Genomic DNA, 23,296 nt, shown 5'->3' with positions numbered 1-23,296 from the left:
GAGTTGTTGAATTAACAAATCAGGTATGTGGCGTATTATAATAATAAAATACAAAAATGCAACATTTTTTTAACAAATTTTTTTGTCATTTAATTATGTGGATTTCTTGTATTGCTATTGACTAAATTACGCATTAATAAGGCGTAGTCTAAGTTGATATCTTGTGGTACGTCTAAGAACACAAAATGCCCATCACCTAGTGCTGCATCAACCGCTTCATTTCTACGATTTAGCATTTTTTCAATTTTGAAATTGATATTACCCTGAGGGGTCATCATTTCTACATCATCACCAAGCAAGAATTTATTCTTTACCGCCACTTCAGCCATACCTTGTTCGTTACGTTTACCCGTAAATTCACCAACAAATTGCTGACGATCAGAAATAGAATAACCGTATTCGTAGTTTTGGTATTCATCATGCGTATGACGGCGTAAGAAACCTTCGGTATAACCACGATGCGCAAGGGATTCCAACGTATCCATTAAGCTTTCATCAAATGGTTTGCCTGCTGCCGCATCATCAATGGCTTTGCGGTAAACTTGCGCCGTTCTTGCACAATAATAAAATGATTTAGTACGACCTTCGATTTTTAAAGAATGCACGCCAAGTGCGGTCAATTTTTCTACGTGTTGTACTGCACGCAGATCTTTTGAATTCATAAAGTAGGTGCCGTGCTCATCTTCAAAAGCCGTCATTTGCTCGTCTGGCTTTTGTGATTCGGTATAAAGGAAAACCTTGTCCGTTACCGCGCCTTCACCCAAGGTTGGTGCCACATTTTTCACTTCGATTTGTTGAGCAGGATCGATTTTTGGCACGATGTTGCCCACTTCATCCGTAGTGCCCTCTTCCATTTTGTATTCCCAACGGCAAGCATTGGTGCAAGTGCCTTGGTTTGGATCGCGTTTGTTGATATAGCCAGAAAGCAAGCAGCGACCAGAATACGCCATACATAATGCACCGTGTACGAAAATTTCAAGTTCAATGTCTGGTACATGTTGGCGAATTTCAGCGATTTCTTCAATGGATAATTCGCGCGATAAAATCACACGAGTTAACTCCATTTGTTTCCAGAATTTTACCGTTGCCCAGTTTACCGCATTCGCTTGTACAGAAAGGTGAATATCAATATCAGGGAAGTTTTCACGCACCAACATGATTAAGCCCGGATCAGACATAATTAAGGCATCTGGTTTCATATCGATCACTGGCTGTAAATCTTTAATAAAAGTTTTGAGTTTGGAATTATGCGGTGCAATGTTCACCACTACATAGAATTTTTTGCCAAGTGCATGGGCTTCATCGATCCCGATTTTTAAATTGACGTGATTAAATTCATTGTTACGTACGCGCAAGCTATAACGTGGTTGGCCAGCATAAACGGCATCAGCGCCATAAGCAAAGGCGTAGCGCATATTTTTAAGGGAGCCAGCAGGGGAAAGTAATTCTGGTTTGAATTGGGTTGTCATAATATTCTCTTTTGTCTGATTTCAGGTCAGGGATTTGCGCTAGGCAAATCATTAGGTGGGGTATTGTAGAGAAAATATTTGATTTGTAAAGGAAAGTGATCTGCACCCCAAAACCTGGACACCTAATTTGAGGTGCAGATTATGTCCTACTCTTATCAATTTCGTTTGAAAATTATCAAACTCGTCACTGACCAGGATTATGGTATCCGTGAGGTGGCTAAACTTCATCAAATTTCCCATGCTCTCGTCATTTATTGGCTAAAAGCATTTCGGGAAAGAGGGCTTGATGGCGTAAAATCGCCTTATACAAACCTTCAAACACCGAAAATAGCGAAGCCAAAGATGATAAAGAAAGACATTGAAATTCCAGAAACCACAGACTTTTCACCTAAAGCGTTTAAAAAGTTACAACGAGAGCTCGCCTTGGCTCGAGCGGAGATTGCTTATCTAAAGGAGTTGGAGGCGCTCGACCGTCAAAAACAGCGACAGAAAAAAGAAAAATTATTGAAAGATTGAAGCCAAACCACGCGTTAAATGATTTACTTCATGTGGCTAAAATGCCTCGCTCAAGCTTTTACTATAAAGAGGTTAAGCGAAATTATCACGAGGTAAAAGAGGCTATCTTATCGCTGTACAAAAAGAACAGAAAACGAGATGGTTATCGCCCCATGACGTTTAAATTACGCCAAATGGGTTTTAATTTGAATCATAAAACGGTATTAAAGCTGATGAACGAGTTAGGTATTCATTCCATTTTACGTAAGAAAAGACATGGAAAACGAGGAAAAACATCGCATATTGCCCCGAATTTGCTGAATCGTGATTTTACAGCAACGGCACTCAATCAAAAATGGGTAACGGATGTAACGGAATTTCATGTTGGGCAAGAAAAGCTTTATTTTTCACCGTTGATGGACTTGGCTAACCGAGAAATTATTACCTATAACTTTGCGACACGCCCGAAGTTTTCATTGGTAAAAAAGATGTTAGAACAAGGGCTTAGTCGGCTTAAACCGACAAAATGCCCGATTATTCATAGTGATCAAGGTGTATTGTATGGCACGGAGGAATGGGTAAAGATGTTGGAAGGTAAAGCGGTGCAAAGTATGAGTCGCCGAGGAAATTGCTACGATAATGCGGTGATTGAAAGCTTTTTTGCAATATTAAAATCAGAGTGCTTTTACTCTCGAACTTATCATTCAATTGCTGAATTGCAGGCTGAAATTGAAGAATATTTAGTGTATTACAACCAAAAACGAATTAAACTTGGTTTAAAAGGATTGAGCCCAGTGCAATACCGAGCTCAATATTTAAGTTAACTAACCTGTCCAACTTTTTGGGGGGCAGATCATAAATAGAAAACTAAATTTGTTTAATTAAAAACGGTAACGTACACCGAAAGAGGCTTCGTGAGTTTTAAAACGCACGTTTTCTAAATGTCCCCAATCATTATAACGATAACCTAAGTCTAAGGTAATATTCGGTGTAATGTCATAGCCAATACCACCAATAAAACCAAAGCCAATGCGTTTTATGGTTCTGGAATATGATGTTTCCTCATACGCCTTCACATCTCCTCCCATTGGCATATTGTTAGCCTTAAATGTAAGTTTTGTTGTAAATTCATCTTTTGTATAACCGCTGGCAGCAACATGCCCAACTCCAATTCTTGCACCAACATAAGGTTTAATTTTATATTCAGTATCAAAATCATAAATTACAGAAATACCATAAGAATTCTTGGCTTGGAAACTACCTGCATCTTTGTGATCAATTACTGTGCTAGATTTAACTAGATTCATCGGATGAGTCGATCCAACAGGATCTTTTTCGATAGGTTCACTAATAAGATGTTTGCCGTGACTCCATTTACGATAATGAGCATAATCTACTGCAATTCGCCAATTGCCAAAATCATAACCAATAGAAAAACGAGGATGGTTGGAATGAGTTTTGATGTATGAATAGTCTTGTAATATTTCAGGTTGATTTGGAGCGTGTGTCTCTATTTTTTCACGTGCGTGCACCCAATCGGCTTGCACATAAACCCCTTTTCCATTATCTTCCGCTTGTACAGCAGAAGAGAAGAGAAGAGAAGAGAAGAGAAGAGAAGAGAAGAGAAGAGAAGACTTCTCAATTCGAATATTCATTAGGGTTCCTCCAAAGGATTTTTGTTTAAAATAAAATTTTTATAGTCGATTTTTGAAAACCGTGCTTCATTTTACTCTATTCTATACTATAAGTAAAAATGTTTTAATTAAAGCATAAAATAACAGAAAAATTTGACTGATTGGTTTTTTATGCTTTCTATCAAACTATATTATTTATAAAAAAATGCCTTTCCTATTTATGAACGGAAAGGCATTTTTATCGCATGAATAGTAGTGCTTTTTATTACTGCGACATAATATATCGCAGAAATTAACCGCACTTTTGTCATCTAAGCAATTATTTTACGCGAGATACGTATTCGCCAGAGCGGGTATCAACTCTGATAACTTCACCGATTTGAACGAAAAGAGGTACTTTTACTACTGCGCCAGTGCTTAATGTTGCTGGTTTACCGCCAGTACCTGCTGTATCGCCTTTAAGACCAGGGTCTGTATCGACGATTTCTAATTCAACAAAGTTTGGTGGCGTAACAGTAATTGGCGCACCATTCCATAAAGTCACGATACAATCTGCTTGGTCTAATAACCATTTTTCTGCATCGCCTACAGCTTTTGCATCAGCAGAGTATTGTTCAAATGTTTCTGGGTGCATGAAATACCAGAATGCATCGTCTTTGTATGAATAAGTTAAGTTAAGATCCATAACATCAGCAGCTTCGACCGAAGTACCAGATTTGAAGTTTACGTCTAATACTTTGCCTGAAATTAATTTACGAATACGAGTACGGGTGAAAGCTTGACCTTTACCTGGTTTTACGAATTCATTTTCAACGATTACGCAAGGTTCACCGTCTTGCATAAATTTTAGACCTGGTTTGAAATCACTGGTAGTATATGTAGCCATATTTTTAATATCCTAAAAATTAGAGATGGTTTGAAAAGTGCGTATTTTAACCCAAGAACCCGTCATTAGAGAAGAACAAAATTGGCTCACAATTCTAAAAAATGCGATTTCAGATCCTAAATTATTGCTAAAAGCCTTAAATTTACCAGAAGATGATTTTGAGCAATCTATTGCTGCGCGGAAACTTTTTTCGCTTCGCGTACCACAACCTTTTATTGATAAAATAGAAAAAGGTAATCCGCAAGATCCCCTTTTCTTGCAAGTGATGTGTTCTGATCTAGAGTTTGTACAAGCCGAAGGATTTAGTACAGATCCCTTAGAAGAAAAAAATGCCAATGCCGTGCCGAATATTCTTCATAAATATAGAAATCGCTTGCTCTTTATGGCAAAAGGCGGTTGTGCAGTAAATTGTCGTTATTGTTTTCGCCGACATTTTCCTTACGATGAAAACCCAGGAAATAAAAAAAGCTGGCAACTGGCGTTAGATTACATTGCGGCGCATTCTGAAATAGAAGAAGTGATTTTTTCAGGTGGCGATCCTTTAATGGCGAAAGATCATGAGTTAGCGTGGTTAATAAAACATTTGGAAAATATACCGCACTTACAGCGTTTGCGTATTCACACCCGTTTGCCTGTTGTGATTCCGCAACGGATTACTGATGAATTTTGTACCTTATTAGCAGAAAGTCGTTTGCAAACTGTTATGGTGACACACATTAATCACCCAAATGAAATTGATCAAATTTTTGCTCATGCGATGCAAAAATTAAAAGCCGTGAATGTCACGCTTTTGAATCAATCCGTTTTGCTAAAAGGCGTGAATGATGATGCGCAAATTCTGAAAATATTGAGTGATAAACTTTTTCAAACAGGCATTTTGCCTTATTACTTGCATTTGCTAGATAAAGTGCAAGGGGCGAGCCATTTTTTGATTAGCGATATTGAAGCTATGCAAATCTATAAAACCTTGCAATCTCTGACATCTGGCTATCTTGTTCCTAAACTTGCACGAGAAATTGCGGGCGAACCAAATAAGACTTTATACGCGGAATAAGATCCGATAAAATACGCCTAATTTTCTCGCCGCACTTTTGGGCTTCTCAATTTTGTGGCTAATTAATATGAATAAGAACAAGCATCAGGGGCAATCCAGTGAATTCTATGGATAAAAATGAACAATCATCTCAAAATGAATTAGATTTAGGGCTTAATCAAGAGCCGATTACACCAAAGAAAACAATTCAGCCAAGTTCGTCAATTTTAGGTAAAGCAAAAGGGTTATTTGCCAAAAAAAATCACGTGCAAACTAACTTTCAGCAACGTAAAGAACCTACTTTTGGCGATTCATCAACGCAAGAAAATGATCCTTTAATTCCGAGTGAAAATTTGAAAACAGCACAAGAGCCAGTTCTTCAAACTTCTTCCACAGAAGAAAATATTTCTACTGTTGATGAAGAAATCAGTGCTGAAAATAACGCGGATGAAACCGTCGAAAAGGCTGAAAAACCTATTTTAGCCCAACCAGAAAAATGGAAAGTATTACAAGTATTACCAGCAAAACATCGCCGTTTATTTATGGCTATTTTGGCGTTGGTCATTTTATTAATTATTTTCTTTGCATTAAAACCAAGTTCTGACACCGTTGAGTCTTTCACTCAATCTAACAGCAATGAAATCCCAGTTCAGTTCCAATCTTTAGATCAAAATCAACCAGTTGAAACCACGATTTTAGATAATCCACCTGCACAAAATCAGATGGCGGCAGAGCAAGCTAACCAACCTGAAAATGCACCAAAAGCAGATGAATCGGCTAATAGTGCGACTGCTCAAAATCAACCTACAGAAAACATGGCTGCGCCGCAAAACATGGCTCAAGCTCCAGTTCAACCCTCAAATACAATGGATTCAGCTTCAGCTAAACCTATGCAAGCAGCTCAACCTGAGCAATCACAAACTCAAGCTCAACAAGCTCAAGTGGAACAACCAAAAGCACCAACTGTTGTAACACCAGTTCAACCGGTGAAAAAAGTAGTAGAACAACAAGTTGCGCATAAAGATATCGCGAAAAAAGAAGTAAAGGTTGCTGAAAAAACACATGTACCAGCAAAAGCAACTGAACAAACCGTCGCTAAAACAGCAGGAAAACCACCTATTGTTGAAGCAAAACCGATTCAAGTTAAAAAAGAAGCTAAAGTTCAAATTGTTGATGCAAAACCTGCAACGAAAGCAGCAGCACCAACTGCATCAGCGAAAACATTAACTGTGCCTAAAGGCGTTTCTCTTATGCAAGTATTCCGTGACAATCAACTTAATATTTCGGATGTTAATGCAATGAGTAAAGCAGCGGGTGCGGGCAATGTGTTAAGTAGCTTTAAACCGGGTGATAAAGTTGCAGTATCTGTGAACAGTCAAGGGCGAGTAAATGAAATGCGTTTATCTAACGGTACGCGATTTGTCCGTCAGTCTGATGGTTCTTATGAATATAAAAAATAATTTTTAGGGCGAGCAATCGCCCATTTTTCTTTTGCAAGTAGGATTCTATGTTAAAAAAAACGTTTCTAATTTTAACCGCACTTTGCTTGATCGGTTGTGCTCAAAATGGTTTACCAAAGAAGCCAGAGCCGCAAAAGATGCAGGTGGAAAAAGTAGATAAAGCTTTGCAAAAAGGTGAGGCTAAAGTTTATTTGTGTAAAGATGATAAGCAAGTTCGTGTGGTTCATTCCACTCAAAAAAAACGTAAAAAATTATTGCATCACATTACGGTGACTTTTAATTCTATGTCAGAAAAATTGACATTAATGATTTCTGAGCGCGGTAAAAATTACGGCAATATTCGTTGGGCGTGGCAAGAGCGTGATGATTTCAGTGTGCTAAAAACTAATTTAGGTGAAATTTTAGCAGAACAATGTGTATTACAACCCGTAGAGCGTTTATCCGGTAATTAATTGTGCAAACCGAACTCCAACGAGGCTTTATTCTTCATCGTCGCCCTTATAGTGAAACGAGTCTTTTAGTGGATTTGTTTACTGAAGAAAGTGGTCGTCTAACAGTGATTGCTAAGGGCGCTCGAGCAAAGCGTTCATCTTGGAAGTCGGTCTTGCAACCTTTCACACCTTTATTGTTGCGTTGGACGGGAAAAAGTTCATTGAAAACCCTTACTAAAGCTGAACCCGCCGCAATTACACTTCCTTTACAACAAACCGCACTTTATAGCGGTTTTTATGTGAATGAGTTACTGACTCGTGTCATTGAGCCTGAAACGCCGAATCCTTCGCTGTTTCAACATTATTTAAAATGCTTAACAGGCTTGGCAACTGAAACCAACGTTGAGCCAACGTTGCGTCTTTTTGAATTTCAACTTTTACAAATTCTCGGTTACGGCGTGGATTTTCTTCATTGTGCGGGTTCTGGCGAGCCAGTCGATTTTTCAATGACATATCGTTATCGTGAGGAAAAAGGTTTCATCGCTTCTTTAGTGAAAGATAATCTCACTTTTTACGGAAGAGATTTGTTAGCCTTTGAAGCCCTAGATTTTTCTGATGATGCGGTACGTCAAGCGGCAAAACGTTTTACTCGTATTGCGCTGAAACCTTATCTTGGCGATAAACCATTAAAAAGCCGAGAATTATTCTCACAGCACATTCTCTTGTTAAAATGATTTTTTTAAAAATGTAAAGCAAAAATAAAGGCAAACAATGTTTGCCTATGATGTTTATTTTAAACCCTTTTCACTTATTCCCGCTTTTGTGCTAAAAAATAATCCAGCAAAGCCGAAAACAAAGAAACTTATTGCAGAGTAATATGCTAACTGAATGTAATTTAAGATAGGCATATTTTCATTATTAAATGTAAGAACATCGCCTAAGGTAAAAGCATATCCAACACTTAATGACAAAAGCACGATAATTTTTCCAATTGTTCTTTCTATATTCATTACTTTTAATCCCAATAATGCAATTAAAGGTAAAGCTATAAGAATTACAGAACTAATAAATAGATCATTCATTTTACTATCTCTTAATTTTTTCTAACATGCTGCAACTACTAGAAAAGCCATTTTTACAAGATTTTTGAAACCATAATATTGCTTTCTTTTTGTTCTTCTTAGCTAAATAACTATAGCCGAGGATAAATTGAGAATTTGAAATAATCTCTTGGTTGAATTCGGTAATAGGTGCGTTTGCTACAGGTTCAGCATATTCTATAGCTTTAGAATAATTACCTTTTTGCAGTTCATTCGATGCCTGCAGGGTGCGTTCCGCCCTTGCTGCTTCTATTTCTACTTGTGCAGCAGTCACTACATTAGCGTAAGTAGATACACTCATTAATGATAAACCGAGTAATGTTGTAGTAACAGTTATTTTAAACTTGTTCATTTTTCATTCCTTATTATAGAAAATTTCTTAGCAAGATGTTTTGTGTTATCTCTGTAAAGAGATAACACTAGTAAGTATACTTACTAGCAAATTGGCTATAAAAAGCGTATAAAAAACAGCGATCACTCGCTTATATAAAGATGGAAATATCATAGATGGCACAGTAAATGCGGTTGCCATTTACACCTTTTCTTATCAGTGATTTACTCTAAATAAAAATTATGCCAATATTTGTGGGGTCAAAGTGTATTGATTCCATCAAATGGAATATCAATGAATAACTATTCTGCAATGTGTATACTTAATTAATTTGGCGTAATTCTTCAAACAATGGTTCTTCTTTATACCCCAAAGCAAAAAACAAAAAATGTTCAAACCATTACCGCTGATATTCTTGATTTAGATTATCAAGGTTTAGGCGTCGCGAAAATTAATGGTAAAACTTGGTTTATTGAAAATGCACTTCCGCACGAAAAAGTGGAATGTCGTATTCTGGAAGATAAACGCCAATATGGGCATGCTACGGCAAAAAAATGGTTAGTAAAAAGTTCTGAACGTTTAGAACCTAAATGTGCTCATTTTATGCGTTGTGGTGGTTGCCAAGGGCAACATATTCCGATTGAAATGCAGAGGAAAACTAAAGAATCCGCATTGTTTAAGCGATTAAGTAAATTACAGTCAGAACCGATTTCATTTCAACCTATGATTTGTGGCGATGCTTGGGCGTATCGTCGTCGTGTGCGTTTGAGTTTGTGGTTTAATCCAAACACAAAACAAGTCGAAATGGGCTTTCGTCAGAAAAATACCAATGATTTAATTACCGTCCAATCTTGCGAAGTGGCAGAACCTGTAATTAATTATTTACTGCCTAAATTAGCCGCACTTTTAGAACAATTTTCTGCGCCGAAACAGCTTGGGCATATTGAATTAGTGGCGACCGATAATGGCGTTGCAATGTTGTTACGTTACACCAAAAAACTTGCGGAAATTGACCGCACTTTATTGCTCAAATTTGCTGAACAAGAAAAGTTAATGCTGTTTTTACAAAGTGATGAAGGCATTGAACAAATTTATGGTAATGCACCTTATTATCAATTTTCTGATGGCATAAAATTACATTTTGATATTCGTGATTTCATCCAAGTAAATCGTGCATTAAATGAACGTATGGTCAATACTGCGTTGGATTGGCTTGAATTGAGCCAACAGGATTGTGTATTGGATTTATTTTGCGGCATGGGAAATTTTACGCTTCCTCTCGCCAAACGCGTGAAAAGTGCGGTAGGAATTGAAGGTGTTTTTGAAATGGTACAAAAAGCGGAGCAAAATGCCGCAAGAAACCAAATCAAGAATATTGAATTTTTCCAAGCTGATCTTGACCAATCCTTTGTTGAACAACCTTGGGCTCATCAGTCGTTCAATAAAATTTTGCTTGATCCTCCACGTAGTGGTGCAGCTTTCGCGTTAAATGCTTTGTGCGAGCTGAAAGCAAAGAAAATTTTATATGTATCTTGTAATCCTGCAACATTAGTGCGTGATGCGGAAATTTTACGTGATTTTGGCTACAAGATTGAAAAAACTGCGGTGATAGATATGTTCCCTCATACGGGGCATTTGGAATCGATAACGTTGTTTGGAAAATAACGTAGAGTGGGCTTTCTAATCCACCGAAACATCATTAATTTCAATGGTAGGTAGGAAGTCCCCTAAATTCCTATCCCTTGCTATTAATTTCTTCTGTCTGCTGAATTAATTCGCTTACAGAACACTTTAATCAATTCGCTAATTTAAAAATTGTTGTTAAAGACGGTTGTTATTGACCAAGCTCTAATTTACTCATATAAATACGTTAAATATCCGCTTCAAATTCAAGTTGTTCTTGCGTTAAACTCTGCTCTTTTATGAGCTTGCGGATGGCTTTACCAAAAGAAAAAATAACGTTGCCCCAAATTGCTCACTTAATTCAATTCCTGCTATTGTAAGAATTTCACCAGTAAGCTAGACTTTAACCTACATATAACTATATTAATTTAAGGGGCTGACGTAGATTAGCCCCTAAATTATTATTCAATAACCTATTGGTCTCTAACCAGCAATCATCCAAAGTCCACCTAACATATCAAGCATTAGGTTATTTAAGAACAATAAGATAAATACGATGACCATAGGAGAAAAATCAATCATACCTAATGTTGGTAGGAATCGACGGATAGGTCTTAAAAGTGGTTCTGAGAGTTGATAAAACGCATAAATCACAGGACTATTTCCACGATTAAACCAACTTAAAACAGCCCCAATAAAAAGCACATAAAAAATGGCTAAACCAATGCTTTTCAATATAGTTAACACACCCAATACTAAGAGTACATTTACTGATAAACCAAAATAAATAATACCTTTCAACATACCGATAATAAATACTAACAGTAAAGCAGAAGTATCAATATTTTTTACAGTAGGCGCAATTTTACGCAGAGGTTTTAATACTGGATCAGTCATTTTGACTGCAAATGTCGAAACAGGGTTGTAATAATCCACTCGAGCAAACTGTAACCAAGCTCGTAAGATCAATACAAGTGCGTAAAGATTAATAATTGACCCGATAAATAATGCGGTTTGGGATAATTCCATCATAACCATCCTTTTCTTCTAAAATAAATATATGGTGTCAATGCTGCGGCGATCATTAACCCAATTGCCATTGGATAACCATATTTAAAATGTAATTCAGGCATAAAATCAAAGTTCATACCATAAGTGGATGCAACTAATGTTGCAGGAAGGAACATCACAGAAACAACTGAGAAGAATTTCATAATTTTGTTCTGTTCAATATTGATGTAACCCATTGCAGCTTGCATTAAAAAGTTCACTTTTTGGAACAATGATTCATTATGCGGTTGCAAAGATTCAATATCTCGTAAGATTTCTCGTGCTTGTTCTAACTGGTTTGTTGGTAAGCGCGTTTTGCGAACCAAGAAACCTAGTGCACGTTGGGTATCCATCAAACACAAACGAACTTTTGAGCTCGTATCTTCTTGTTCCGTGAGCGTATTTAATGCCTCATCAAAGGCTTCATCTTGTTTTCCGTTTAAAATAACGCGACTCAACTCTTCCAAATCTGCATAAACATTTTCAATTACATCCGCTAATTGCTCAATTTTTGTTTCAAATAAATCCAGTAAAACTTCATAGGAATTACATTCTAACAAGCGCTGGCTACGTGAACGCATACGATATAAACGGAATGCTGGTAGCTCGCGATCACGCAACGTAAATAAACGGCCATCACGAATAGTAAAAGCGACGCTCGCTAAATCAGCATAATTGTCTTCATCTTCGCAATAAAAAAATGAGTGAAGGTGTAGACCATCTTCGTCTTCAAAGAAACGGGCGGAAGCTTCAATATCTTCCAATTCTAGAAAAGATGCTAAGCTCTGGCCTAAGCCTTCTTGTAGCATTTCACGCTCTTCGCCTGTCGGCTCAAGTAAATCAAGCCAAATGGCAGCATTGAGATCGGTTTGGTCTTCGTCAATGCGAACCAAGCGGGAATCATTGATAGCAAACGCGTTGATCATTTCATACTCCTTATAGGATTATGAACAGCTAACAGTGAACAAATTAAAGAAGAAACGAAAGTGCGGGGAAAAATCGCAAAGTTTTCGTTAAGAGATGCCGAAACAACGGTAAATTTACCGGCGAACGCGCGCCGATAATAAAAAGGCGGGCGTCTAGAGCGATATTCGGTATCGACTATGACTGTCCAAAGTGTGTGTCCTTCTCGTTAAAAAATCGGGCGAATGTTACGCTTGAAAGCGGTGTTCGTCAAGTTTTATCAAAAAACTATGGCAACATTTCGCCCTTATTTGAAAACTAATCTCTAAAATTATTAAATTGGAATGGTTGGCCTAATTCAGCGCCTTTAACAAGTTGAATGACTGCCTGTAAGTCATCGCGTGACTTACCTGTCACACGCACTTGTTCACCTTGAATTTGAGTTTGAACTTTGATTTTAGAATCTTTTACTAATTTAGTAATTTTCTTCGCCATCTCTGTTTCAATACCCTGTTTAAGTTTGATTTCTTTACTGTAAAGTTTACCGTGGTGTTCGCTTTCTGCAGGAATATCTAAAGAACTGTGCTCAATACCACGTTTAATACAAGATCCAATTAAAATCTCAATTAATTGCTCAAGTTGGAAATCAGATTCTGTGGTAATTTTAATCGTTTCATTTTTTTCATTTAATTCAATTACCGCTTCCACGCCACGGAAATCATAACGCGTGCTAAGCACACGGTTGGCATTTTCCACCGCATTACGGACTTCGTGTAAAGTAATTTCAGAAACAATATCAAAAGATGGCATAGTCTTCTCCCATTTTATTAAATTCTATCATTGGCACTTAAAAGGCATAAAAGTGCGGTTAAGTCGGCGAAGTTTACCACAATTTGCGCTTGTTGTTGCACTTTAGGTTTAGCATGGAACGCAACACCTAGCCCCGCCACATTCATCATTGCCAAGTCATTTGCCCCGTCACCAATAGCAATAGAATATTGTGAATCAATACCGTATTTCTCTAACAAATGTTGCAATGTTTTAGCTTTGTATTGGGCATCAACTACATCGCCTTTAACTAAGCCAGTGAGTTTTCCGTCTTCAATATCAAATTGATTTGATGCAGCAAAATCAAGCTGTAATAAGGTTTTCAAATAATCCGCAAAATAAGTAAATCCACCTGAAGCAATCGCTGTTTTCCAGCCATATTTCTGTAAGATTTGGATCGTTTCAACTAATCCAGGCATTAACGGTAAATTCTCTCTAACTTGCTGTAAGATACTTTCTGGCGCACCTTTTAATGTACCCACTCGACGACGCAAACTTTGTTCGAAATCTAATTCACCTCTCATTGCACTTTCCGTAATCGCAGAAACAAGTTCGCCAACACCCGCTAATTTCGCAATTTCATCAATACACTCAATTTGAATAGCGGTAGAATCCATATCCATCACCAACAATCCAGCTTGAGACAATTTAGGGATAAAATCTAATTTAGCAATATCCACTTCAACATCATGAGCAAATTTAATGAAGTCAGCAAACCATTGACCTTTCAATAAAACGACAATATTTTGCTCTACCATCCAAACATCAAAAATCTGAAAATTTTGACCGCACTTTTGTTGAAATTTTTCTAGCGTAGCCATGTCCAACTTAGTGCCGTATAAAATGAAAGAGTCCTGCTCCTGTGTTAGTGCTTCATTGGCTAAAAGTGCGGTAGGGAATTGTGGGTATTTTTGTGTAATACTCTGGAAACGTTGAATTTGCATAAAAATCCTGTAAATTGTGACGAATGAAAAGATTTTAACCGATGTGGGTTGAAAAAGTGCAAATAATTAAAGAAAAACTAATCAAATCAACCATGCTTGCAACGATTATTGTGCTAAGTCTAACTGCACTTGGCGTTATCTTATTTGGTGTGAAGCAATTTAAGCTGAGTTCACAATTTGCTAGCGTAAACCAAGTGGTGAACATCTCACATATTTTGGTTCGTCAGCAAGCCAATTTATTTTCAGTTTTACTTACAAACAATGCAAAAACAGAGCAATTAACGGATAATCTTGATCAAATAGTCAAAGAAGACTTTATTTTAGATGCGAGCTTATATGATGGCGAAGGAAAATTACTGGCTCAAAGTCGCGAAATGCGCAATTCACCCGATGCAAACAATCAACAAATTGTAGAGCCACTTTACGCCCAAAGCGGCATTAAAGGATTTTTACGTGTCACCATTGATGCTCAATATACGCAATCTAACCAATCAAAAATTAATCAAATTTTTCACCAATTATATGGTGAGCTTATTATTGTATTTTTACTTGGCGCGGTGATGGCAAGCTCTATTCATTATTTTTTAAGTCACTATCGACGGACTTACCGCAAATCCAAAGAGAAAAAAAGTGCGGTAAATTTGAAAGTAAAATCGAGTAGCACGCGTTTTCACCAGCGTCGCCGTAGAATTTGATTATTGTCACAAACTATTAAATTGAGTGCGGATTTTTGCTAAATTTCCTTCAGAAATAAGGTAGAATGCGCAAGATTATTTTTTCAAAGCGAATTATAACAGGAGAACAAAATGGCAACTCGTAGACAATTAGCCAATGCAATTCGTTTCTTATCAATGGATGCTGTGCAAAAAGCTAAATCTGGTCACCCTGGTGCACCAATGGGGATGGCGGATATTGCTGAAGTATTATGGCGCGACTTTTTAAAACACAATCCGACTAATCCTAAATGGGCTGACCGAGATCGTTTTGTACTTTCTAACGGCCATGGTTCTATGTTGATTTATAGTCTTTTACATTTAACTGGCTATGATCTTTCTATCGAAGATTTAAAACAATTTCGTCAATTACATTCTAAAACTCCAGGCCACCCAGAATATGGTTATGCACCAGGTGTTGAAACCACGACAGGTCCATTAGGTCAAGGTATCACTAATGCAGTAGGGATGGCGATTGCTGAGAAAACCTTAGCGGGCCAATTTAACCGTGAAGGTCATGAAATTGTCGATCACCACACTTATGTGTTCTTAGGCGATGGCTGTTTAATGGAAGGGATTTCTCACGAGGCTTGCTCTTTAGCAGGCACATTAGGCCTAGGTAAATTAATTGCATTCTACGATGACAACAACATTTCGATTGATGGTCATGTTGATGGTTGGTTCAGTGATGATACCGCTGCACGCTTTGAAGCTTATGGCTGGCAAGTGATTCGTAATGTGGATGGTCACGATGCAGAACAAATTCGTGCCGCAACCATTCTTGCTCAAGCAGAAAAAGAAAAACCAACTTTAATTATTTGTAAAACGATCATTGGTTTTGGCTCACCAAATAAATCTGCATCACATGATTGTCACGGAGCACCATTAGGCGATGAAGAAATCGCGTTAACTCGTAAAGCGCTTGACTGGGAATATGCTCCATTTGAAATTCCAGCTGAGTACTATGCTGAATGGTCAGCGAAAGAAAAAGGCGCTGAAGCAGAAAAATCTTGGGAAGAAAAATTTGCCGCTTATGCAAAAGCATATCCAGAACTGGCTGCAGAATTTACACGTCGTGTAAACGGTGAATTACCAGCGAATTGGGCGGCTGAATCCAAAGCGTTCATTGAAAAATTACAAGCAAATCCTGCAAGCATTGCAAGCCGTAAAGCATCACAAAATGCTATTGAAGCTTATGCACACGTGTTACCTGAATTCTTAGGTGGCTCTGCAGACTTAGCAAGCTCTAACTTAACGTTATGGAGTGGTTCAAAACCAATTCGTGCACACGAAAACGTAGGTGGTAACTACCTTAACTATGGTGTGCGTGAGTTCGGTATGTCAGCGATTATGAATGGTATTGCTTTACACGGCGGGTTCATTCCTTACGGCGCAACCTTCTTAATGTTCTACGAATATGCACACAACGCGGTGCGTATGGCTGCATTAATGAAACAACGCTCATTATTTGTTTACACGCACGACTCTATCGGCTTAGGCGAAGACGGCCCAACCCACCAACCGGTTGAACAAACCGCGTCTTTACGCTTAATTCCAAATCTTGAAACATGGCGTCCGTGTGACCAAGTGGAATCAGCCATTGCATGGCAACAAGCAGTTGAACGTCAAGATGGCCCAAGTGCGTTGATCTTTACCCGTCAAAACTTAGCACAAATGGACCGCACTTCTGCACAATTAGATGCAGTTAAACGTGGTGCTTATGTATTAAAAGACTGCGAAGGTACACCAGAATTAATTTTCATCGCGACAGGTTCCGAAGTGGAATTAGCGGTGAAAGCGGCTGAAACATTAAGTGCTGAAGGTAAAAAAGTGCGCGTTGTTTCAATGCCAAGTACTAACCGTTTCGATAAACAAGATGAAGCATACCGTGAAAGCGTATTACCAGCAGCAGTTACCAAACGCGTTGCAATTGAAGCGGGGATTTCTGACTTCTGGTATAAATACGTTGGATTCAACGGTCGTGTTGTTGGTATGAATAGCTTCGGTGAGTCTGCACCGGCTGATCAATTATTCAAATTGTTCGGCTTTACTGTTGAAAATATAGTCGCAAAAGCGAAAGAAATTCTTTAAAATGGAAGCTCCTTGGTAACTCAAGGAGCTTTTTTATCACTTTATATTATAAGGATTCTATAATGAAAAAACTCTATCCAATCTTATTATCTGTCAGCGTTTTAGCTTTATCTGGTTGTGCAACCGAGGGTTCTCGTACTGTTGAAGTTCAAAAAGTAACGAGCTATAACACCGCGTATAACGGTGTAAAAGCCCCTATTTCTGTGGGTAAATTTGATAATCGTTCAAGCTATAACAATGGCGTATTCTCTGACGGCGTGGATCAATTAGGTAATCAAGCCAAAACCATTTTAGTGTCTCACTTACAACAATCAGGTCGTTTTAGTGTGTTGGATCGCACCAATATGTCAGAATCGGCGACAGAAGCAAAAATCAAAGGTCAAAAACAAAAATTAAAAGGTGCGAATTATGTGGTGACTGGCGATGTGACTGAATTTGGTCGTAAAACAGTAGGCGATCAGCAATTATTTGGTATTTTAGGTCGCGGCAAACAACAAGTGGCTTATGCAAAAGTAACATTGAATGTGGTGAATACTCAAACTTCAGAAGTGGTTTATTCTGTTCAAGGTGCTGGTGAATATAATCTTTCAAACCGTGAAGTGTTAGGTTTTGGTGGCACCGCAGGTTATGATTCAACTCTTAATGGTAAAGTATTAGATTTAGCCATTCGTGAAGCCGTAAATAACCTTGTTTCTGGTGTTGAATCAGGTCAATGGAAGCCTTCAAATTAAGGATTTTATTATGAATAAACTAAAACTTTTTATTTGTTTATCAGCTGTTGCTGTGGTGACTGCCTGTTCATCAGGCAGTAAACCAAATACATTGTATACTTGGAATGGAGATAGCTATCCAGCTTCCGTATACCAATATCTAACTCAAGACGGCGATCCACAAGAACAGCTTCAGAAATTAGAAGAAATCGCTCAGCTTGATAGCGGTAAAAAAGTACCGCCTGGTCTGTATGCGCAGATTGGTCTTTTATATGGTCAATTAGGCAATGCTGGCAAAATGGCAGAAGCCTATCAGAAAGAAATGACTTTATTTCCTGAATCAACTCAATATATTAACTTCTTGTTAAATAAAGGAAAAAAAGTGGATACGAATACAGAAAGCACTGGAAGTAAAAAAGTGAAAAAAGGAGCGAAAAAATGAAAAAAATCTCTCTCTATTTAGTAATGGCTTGTACACTTTTGCTTTCTGCTTGTTCAACAATGAAGCCAACGCCTTATGACTATACGAACTATCAAGAAAGTAAACCGCGTTCTATCTTGGTATTACTTCCTACGGATACAACGAATGATGTTAAAGGTTCTCCCGCTGTATTGGCACATACAATTTCTCCATTGGCGGAAGATGGGTATTATGTTTTCCCTCCTGCGCTTGTGTATGAAACTTTTAAACACAATGGTTTAACACAGGCTCAAGAAATCCATAATGTAAATCCACAAAAATTACGTGATATTTTTGGTGCTGATGCAGTTCTTTACATTAATGTAGATGATTACGGTGTGAATTACCAAGTATTTGATAGTGTTACTAAAGTAAGAGTAAGTGGTAAACTTGTTGATTTACGTAGTGGTAAAATCTTATGGGAAGGTACAGGCTACGCAGACGATGCAGATCGCAATAACAACGGTAATGCCATCGCAATGCTAATTACTGCTGTAGTAAAACAAATTGCGAACAATGTATCCGATAAAGGGTACAAAGTTGCTGCGTGGGCGACAGGAAATATGCTTAATGGACCTTGCAATGGTTGTTTGCTTTATGGTCCGAGACATCCATTGTATGGACAAGATCCACAATTACAGCCTCAACAAAAATAAAAAAGTTAGGGGCTAATCTACGCCAGCCCCTTAAATAATTAGCTTCTTGATATTCAAGAAGCTTTTTTATTTTCCGCATTTTCTGGCTCTAAATCTAATTTTGCCATCAATAACTGATCGCCATCTTCTTCTGGATTGCCAGTGACAAGTAATTTATCACCATAGAAAATAGAATTTGCACCCGCCATAAAACACATCGCTTGCATTTCTTCACTCATACCACTACGGCCTGCAGAAAGGCGAACATAACTTTTTGGCATAGTAATACGCGCGACAGCAATAGTGCGCACAAACTCTGTCCAATCTAATTCTTCCGCATCGGCTAACGGTGTACCTTCAACCTTAACGAGTTGATTAATCGGCACTGACTCAGGTTGCGGATCAAGATTTGCAAGGCTCGCGATTAATCCAGCGCGTTCTTTGCGGGTTTCATTCATCCCCACAATGCCGCCACAACACACTTTTAATCCAGCTTTGCGCACTTTTCCTAACGTACTAAGGCGATCATCGAAACGACGAGTACCAATCACTTCTGCATAATGTTCTGGCGCGGTATCAAGATTATGATTGTAATAATCTAATCCCGCTTCTTTTAAATCTTCTGCCATACCGTCTTGCAATAAACCAAAAGTACCGCAAGTTTCTAAACCGAGCGATTTCACTGCTTTAATAATTTCTGTGACTTTCTCAATATCTTTTGGCTTAGGACCTCGCCAAGCTGCGCCCATACAAAAACGCCCTGCTCCACGCGCTTTCGCAATTTTTGCTTTCGCGACGATCTCATCAACATCTAATAACTGCTGATTTTTTACGCCAGTATGATAACGGGCTGATTGAGGGCAATAACCACAATCTTCTGGGCATCCTCCCGTTTTGATAGACATTAACGTGGATAACTGAATCGCTCGAGGATTAAAATGCTTGCGATGAACTTGCGCAGCGCGGTAAACCAATTCCAAAAATGGCGTTTCAAATAACGCCTCAACTTTGCAAACAGACCAATATTCAACGCTTGGATGTGGTGTAATGGAGTTAATTTGTAGTTTTTCAGTTAACATATTTTTCCTTTGAAAGTGCGGTGAATAATAACCGCATTTTTGTATCTTAATTCATTCAGTTTATAGGCTAGTATCTATAGCCATAAATAGATTCATCGGTTATAAAGTCTATGCAATTTTACGTCTCTTTTTGCAATTGACTTATCTGACCATTCTCCACCAGCAATACTCGATCTATCGTACCAACTAATTCCGATGGTTGGTGAGTAACAAGTAACAACGTCAGATATTTCTTATCACAAAGTTTAGCGATTAAAGCAAGCATTTCTACACGAAGTTTCTGATCTAATGCGGAAAAAGGCTCATCTAATAACAAGATGGGTTTATCTCGCAACAAACAACGCGCCAATGCCACTCGTTGTTTTTGACCACCAGAAAGAGAATTCGGTAAACGTTGCAAATAATCGCCCAATCCTACAGAACAAGCGACCTGTTCAATTTTTTCTTGCTCAAGTGCGGTTAATTTTAAAGAGGGTTTTAAACCCAACGCAAGATTTTGCTGTACGGTTAAATGAGGAAATAAATTATTTTCTTGAAATAGCATGGAAACAGGACGCTCGTAAGGCGCACTACGCGTATGATTTTTATCGTTTAACCAAATTTCTCCTTGAGCAGGAAATTCAAACCCAGCAATTAAATTCAATAAGGTACTTTTCCCTGCGCCACTTTCGCCAATAATTGCAACACGTTCGCCAGCCTTAACGTTCAAATTAAAGCACATCGGCAAGGTTTTATCATTCAAAATCACATTATTTAGATAAATCATCAGCATCCCTATGTGTGTGAATAAAGGCAAACAATATGCCACAAAGCAATAATAAAATCCCTGCGGTTACAGCTGCATCTTGATTACGATAATTACCTAACTGCTGATATAACAAATGCGGTAAAGAAGTAAACTCTTGATTGCCAAATAACGCAATCGCCGTAAAATCGCCCAGAGATAACGCTAAACCTAAAGCAAAAGCATAACGCAGCGGTGCGCGCAAGGTTTTCCACTCAATCAGATAAAAACGTTGCCAACCTACAATTCCCAGACTATTACACAGATTTTCGTAATAACGCATATTGTTATGAAAAGATGCGCTTAAAATACGTAAAACAAAAGGCATTGCACTTAACGCATTGCAAAATACAACGATAATAAACAAATCAATATTTGAAAAATCACGCTCTTGTAATAATAAAAATAACCCCATTGCGAGCACTAAAATCGGGATTGCCAAAATTACCATTCCTGCATTAATAATAAATTGAGCGATTTTCTGATAATGTAACCATTCTAAACGGCGTGATAAAAGTAGCAAGGCAATCGCCATCGTTAATGCAAGTAATGCGGACAAGGGCGCAATAGAAAGAGAATAGCCTAACGCACGCCAGAGCTGAGAATTATGCCAAACTGTGAGCAAACTTGGTGAACTCAATGCGCTGATAAGAATGTTCAATATTGGCGAAAAAAGAAAAAATACGAAAACAAGCAAGACAAAAACATAGAAAATTCTGACCGCACTTTTAGGCTTCTCAAACCAAGGATTACGATTACTCAAGCCATTTTGATTAGAAGGTGAAAAACGCGATGTTAAGCTGAATAAAACTAAGCAAAATACAAATTGCAGCATGGCAAAAAGTGCTGCTTTTGGCAGATCAAATTCAAATAAAATCGCTTGGTAGATTGCTGTTTCTAATGTTGTATATTGAGGCCCACCGCCTAGTGTAAGAACAACGGTAAAACTGGTGAAGCAAAGCATAAAAATTAAGCTGAATGTGGGCAAACATTGCTGACGAAAAACAGGCCACTCCACTAATTTCACGAATTGCCAACCTTGCAAATTAAGCTGGGCTGCAAGCTGACGTTGCTGATAAGGGATACTTTGCAAACTTTGTAAGAAAAGTTGCGCAGCCAGTGGAATATTGAAAAAAAGATGGGCAATTAAAATACCTGAGAGCCCGTAAATATGTCCCTGCCATGTCATTCCCAAAAGGTTAGCAAACCAAGCTAACCAACCACTAGAACCATAAATGCCGATCAAACCAAAAATTGCAACTAAAACAGGTAAAACAAAGGTTAGCGACATTAATTTTAATAGCCACTTTTTTCCTGAGAATGGTTGATAAAACAATGCTCGAGCGAGGAGCAGACCAAAAAAAATAGATAAAATGGTAGAAAGTAAGGCTTGCCCAAAACTGAAAAAAATCAGATGCTGTAGGTAATCATCCGTGAACCAAGTTTTCCATTGTAATTCATCGCCCAATGCAAAGATCGAACTTAAGGCGCTACCATAAAAAAGAGTAATGAAACTAATGACAACAACACCGCCCACATAATGACGAGGGCGGAGTTGTGGATGATGAAATAACGGCAACATCAAACTATTTTGTTAATGTGGTTTGCCAAGTGCTAATCCAATTTTTTAATTGTTCGGCATTCACCATTGGATTGATTGGAGTTTGAGTTTTTTGTTGAGCTTTAAGCGCATCAAAGTGCGGCTCAATTTCACCTTGAATGACTGGCAACATAATATTGGCTGTCACAATATGTTTTTGTGCCGTAGGTGAAATTAAAAATGCCATAAAATCATCCGCACATTGATTTGGATGGTTGGCGACTCGAGCCGCTAATTCCACTTGAGTGATATGCCCTTCCGCAAAATCTGTCGCTGCATAATTATCTTTTTTCTCAAAAAGTTGGTGATAAAGTGGCGATGTACTGTAACTTAATACTAAATCAGCTTCTCCTTTTAAGAATGCACCGTAAGTATCTGACCAGCCTTTACCTACTGTTACCGTATGCTTATCCAACTCTTTCCAAGCAGATTGAATTTTGTCCGCAGGATAAATTGCATTCATCCAAACCAATAAACCACGACCCACACTGCTGGTGCGAGGATCTTGATAAATTATACGGATATCTTGGCGTTCAACCAATTCTTTCAAACTTTCCGGCGGGTTTTGTAATTTAGTTTTGTCATACACAAAAGCATAGTTACCGAAATCGAAAGGTAAGAAGGTTTTGTTCGTCCATTTAGTTGGTAGATCAAGTTGAGTTAAATCTACTTTATTTGGCGTGAAAATATCTGTTTTTTCAGCTTGTTCTAAAACAAAGTTATCTAAACCTAATACAATATCCGCTTTTGTTTTCTTCCCTTCTAAACGAACACGGTTAAGCAACACACCACCACTTTCAAAAGGCGTAAAATTAATAGCGCATTGTGGGTGCGCTTTTTCAAAATCTTGTTTTACTTTTGGACCAGCTCCCCACTCAGAAGTGAAAGAATCATAGCTATATATATTCACACTTTGTTGTGATTGGGCTAATGCTGCGGTGGAAAAAAGTGCGGTAGAAATTAAGGTTAATTTAAGAAGTTTCATTATTACATCCTTATTTATATCAAAAAGGCAGCAACAATGACGGGAAGGAGAT

25 protein-coding genes are annotated in these 23,296 nt (G+C 38.0%); 12 read left to right on the top strand and 13 right to left on the bottom strand.

Translation table 11 applies throughout. The annotated features are described in order from the left end of the window. Positions 1–89: 89 nt before the first annotated feature. A complete protein-coding gene (trhP, locus tag DV428_RS03070) occupies positions 90–1,469 on the bottom strand; it encodes a prephenate-dependent tRNA uridine(34) hydroxylase TrhP (RefSeq protein WP_114908640.1) in 1,380 nt (459 codons plus the stop codon). Between the two features lie 141 nt (positions 1,470–1,610). On the opposite strand from trhP, the gene DV428_RS03065 reads away from it, so the two are divergent. Then, entirely contained in the window at positions 1,611–1,985 is a 375-nt protein-coding gene (locus DV428_RS03065) for a transposase (protein ID WP_114908639.1), read from the top strand. Beyond that, positions 1,970–2,788, top strand: a complete 819-nt coding sequence (locus DV428_RS03060; RefSeq protein WP_338141953.1) for an IS3 family transposase — start codon at positions 1,970–1,972, stop codon at positions 2,786–2,788. Before DV428_RS03065 ends, DV428_RS03060 begins: the two co-directional genes overlap by 16 nt. A 57-nt stretch (positions 2,789–2,845) precedes the next feature. Here DV428_RS03060 and DV428_RS03055 read toward each other — a convergent pair whose 3' ends face one another. Both DV428_RS03055 and efp read right to left on the bottom strand, forming a co-directional pair. Then, complete coding sequence (locus tag DV428_RS03055; protein ID WP_114908637.1) at positions 2,846–3,619, bottom strand: opacity family porin; 774 nt, start codon at positions 3,617–3,619, stop codon at positions 2,846–2,848. Between the two features lie 298 nt (positions 3,620–3,917). After that, positions 3,918–4,484 (bottom strand): elongation factor P, encoded by a 567-nt coding sequence (gene efp, locus DV428_RS03050; RefSeq protein ID WP_005544066.1) that lies wholly within the window; start codon positions 4,482–4,484, stop codon positions 3,918–3,920. A gap of 37 nt (positions 4,485–4,521) precedes the next feature. Between efp and epmB the strand changes: the two genes are divergently transcribed. The 4 genes from epmB (at position 4,522) to recO (ending at position 8,142) form a co-directional block, all read left to right on the top strand. Further along, on the top strand, positions 4,522–5,538 hold the full coding sequence (epmB, locus tag DV428_RS03045) for an EF-P beta-lysylation protein EpmB (protein WP_114908636.1): 1,017 nt from the start codon (positions 4,522–4,524) through the stop codon (positions 5,536–5,538). A 98-nt stretch (positions 5,539–5,636) separates the two neighbouring features. Further along, positions 5,637–6,977, top strand: a complete 1,341-nt coding sequence (oapA, locus tag DV428_RS03040) for an opacity-associated protein OapA (protein WP_114908635.1) — start codon at positions 5,637–5,639, stop codon at positions 6,975–6,977. A 47-nt stretch (positions 6,978–7,024) separates the two neighbouring features. Next, entirely contained in the window at positions 7,025–7,429 is a 405-nt protein-coding gene (locus tag DV428_RS03035) for an Opacity-associated protein OapB (protein ID WP_114908634.1), read from the top strand. A 2-nt stretch (positions 7,430–7,431) separates the two neighbouring features. Then, positions 7,432–8,142, top strand: coding sequence for a DNA repair protein RecO (gene recO / locus DV428_RS03030; protein WP_114908633.1), 711 nt, complete (start codon positions 7,432–7,434; stop codon positions 8,140–8,142). A gap of 54 nt (positions 8,143–8,196) precedes the next feature. On the opposite strand, the gene DV428_RS03025 is transcribed toward recO, so the two are convergent. Continuing rightward, positions 8,197–8,490 (bottom strand): hypothetical protein, encoded by a 294-nt coding sequence (locus DV428_RS03025; RefSeq protein ID WP_114908632.1) that lies wholly within the window; start codon positions 8,488–8,490, stop codon positions 8,197–8,199. A 4-nt stretch (positions 8,491–8,494) separates the two neighbouring features. After that, positions 8,495–8,860 carry a hypothetical protein gene (locus tag DV428_RS03020; RefSeq protein WP_239990458.1) on the bottom strand — a complete coding sequence of 122 codons (366 nt, stop codon included), beginning with the start codon at positions 8,858–8,860 and terminating at the stop codon, positions 8,495–8,497. Between the two features lie 330 nt (positions 8,861–9,190). Here DV428_RS03020 and rlmD point away from each other — a divergent pair, with 330 nt between their 5' ends. Then, complete coding sequence (gene rlmD / locus DV428_RS03015; RefSeq protein WP_114908631.1) at positions 9,191–10,504, top strand: 23S rRNA (uracil(1939)-C(5))-methyltransferase RlmD; 1,314 nt, start codon at positions 9,191–9,193, stop codon at positions 10,502–10,504. 441 nt (positions 10,505–10,945) lie between these two features. Here rlmD and DV428_RS03010 read toward each other — a convergent pair whose 3' ends face one another. The 4 genes from DV428_RS03010 to serB all read right to left on the bottom strand — a co-directional run bounded on the left by DV428_RS03010 (position 10,946) and on the right by serB (position 14,187). Further along, positions 10,946–11,491, bottom strand: coding sequence for a YggT family protein (locus DV428_RS03010; protein WP_032825064.1), 546 nt, complete (start codon positions 11,489–11,491; stop codon positions 10,946–10,948). After that, entirely contained in the window at positions 11,491–12,438 is a 948-nt protein-coding gene (gene corA, locus DV428_RS03005; protein ID WP_114908630.1) for a magnesium/cobalt transporter CorA, read from the bottom strand. The genes DV428_RS03010 and corA overlap by 1 nt, the downstream gene beginning before the upstream one ends. A 295-nt stretch (positions 12,439–12,733) precedes the next feature. Beyond that, entirely contained in the window at positions 12,734–13,225 is a 492-nt protein-coding gene (locus tag DV428_RS03000; RefSeq protein ID WP_005629625.1) for a YajQ family cyclic di-GMP-binding protein, read from the bottom strand. Positions 13,226–13,242: 17 nt separating this feature from the next. After that, positions 13,243–14,187, bottom strand: a complete 945-nt coding sequence (serB, locus tag DV428_RS02995) for a phosphoserine phosphatase (RefSeq protein ID WP_114908629.1) — start codon at positions 14,185–14,187, stop codon at positions 13,243–13,245. A gap of 56 nt (positions 14,188–14,243) precedes the next feature. Here serB and DV428_RS02990 point away from each other — a divergent pair, with 56 nt between their 5' ends. From DV428_RS02990 to DV428_RS02970, 5 genes are all read left to right on the top strand, one after another. Next, complete coding sequence (locus DV428_RS02990) at positions 14,244–14,882, top strand: YtjB family periplasmic protein (protein WP_114909569.1); 639 nt, start codon at positions 14,244–14,246, stop codon at positions 14,880–14,882. Between the two features lie 111 nt (positions 14,883–14,993). Beyond that, the gene (tkt, locus tag DV428_RS02985; protein WP_114908628.1) at positions 14,994–16,991 is read left to right on the top strand and encodes a transketolase; all 1,998 of its coding nucleotides are present in this window, start codon (positions 14,994–14,996) and stop codon (positions 16,989–16,991) included. A 62-nt stretch (positions 16,992–17,053) separates the two neighbouring features. Continuing rightward, a complete protein-coding gene (locus tag DV428_RS02980) occupies positions 17,054–17,722 on the top strand; it encodes a CsgG/HfaB family protein (RefSeq protein WP_046939142.1) in 669 nt (222 codons plus the stop codon). Between the two features lie 10 nt (positions 17,723–17,732). Beyond that, positions 17,733–18,143, top strand: coding sequence for a DUF4810 domain-containing protein (locus tag DV428_RS02975; protein WP_065245643.1), 411 nt, complete (start codon positions 17,733–17,735; stop codon positions 18,141–18,143). Then, positions 18,140–18,817: a DUF799 domain-containing protein gene (locus DV428_RS02970; RefSeq protein WP_114908627.1), complete on the top strand. Its 678-nt coding sequence runs from the start codon at positions 18,140–18,142 to the stop codon at positions 18,815–18,817. Before DV428_RS02975 ends, DV428_RS02970 begins: the two co-directional genes overlap by 4 nt. A gap of 53 nt (positions 18,818–18,870) precedes the next feature. Here the strand turns inward: DV428_RS02970 and bioB are convergent, their stop codons facing one another. From bioB to thiB, 4 genes are all read right to left on the bottom strand, one after another. Beyond that, positions 18,871–19,875 carry a biotin synthase BioB gene (gene bioB / locus DV428_RS02965; RefSeq protein ID WP_114908626.1) on the bottom strand — a complete coding sequence of 335 codons (1,005 nt, stop codon included), beginning with the start codon at positions 19,873–19,875 and terminating at the stop codon, positions 18,871–18,873. A gap of 118 nt (positions 19,876–19,993) precedes the next feature. Next, on the bottom strand, positions 19,994–20,641 hold the full coding sequence (gene thiQ / locus DV428_RS02960) for a thiamine ABC transporter ATP-binding protein (RefSeq protein ID WP_114908625.1): 648 nt from the start codon (positions 20,639–20,641) through the stop codon (positions 19,994–19,996). Continuing rightward, positions 20,625–22,241, bottom strand: coding sequence for a thiamine/thiamine pyrophosphate ABC transporter permease (gene thiP / locus DV428_RS02955; protein ID WP_114908624.1), 1,617 nt, complete (start codon positions 22,239–22,241; stop codon positions 20,625–20,627). Before thiP ends, thiQ begins: the two co-directional genes overlap by 17 nt. A gap of 4 nt (positions 22,242–22,245) precedes the next feature. Beyond that, positions 22,246–23,244 (bottom strand): thiamine ABC transporter substrate binding subunit, encoded by a 999-nt coding sequence (thiB, locus tag DV428_RS02950; protein ID WP_114908623.1) that lies wholly within the window; start codon positions 23,242–23,244, stop codon positions 22,246–22,248. Positions 23,245–23,296: the final 52 nt, after the last annotated feature.

The sequence above is a fragment of the Haemophilus haemolyticus genome (genome assembly GCF_003352385.1).
Classification (GTDB): domain Bacteria; phylum Pseudomonadota; class Gammaproteobacteria; order Enterobacterales; family Pasteurellaceae; genus Haemophilus; species Haemophilus haemolyticus_I.
The sequence above is the reverse complement of the archived record's forward strand: the minus strand, read 5'-3'. Positions and strand labels throughout refer to the sequence as shown.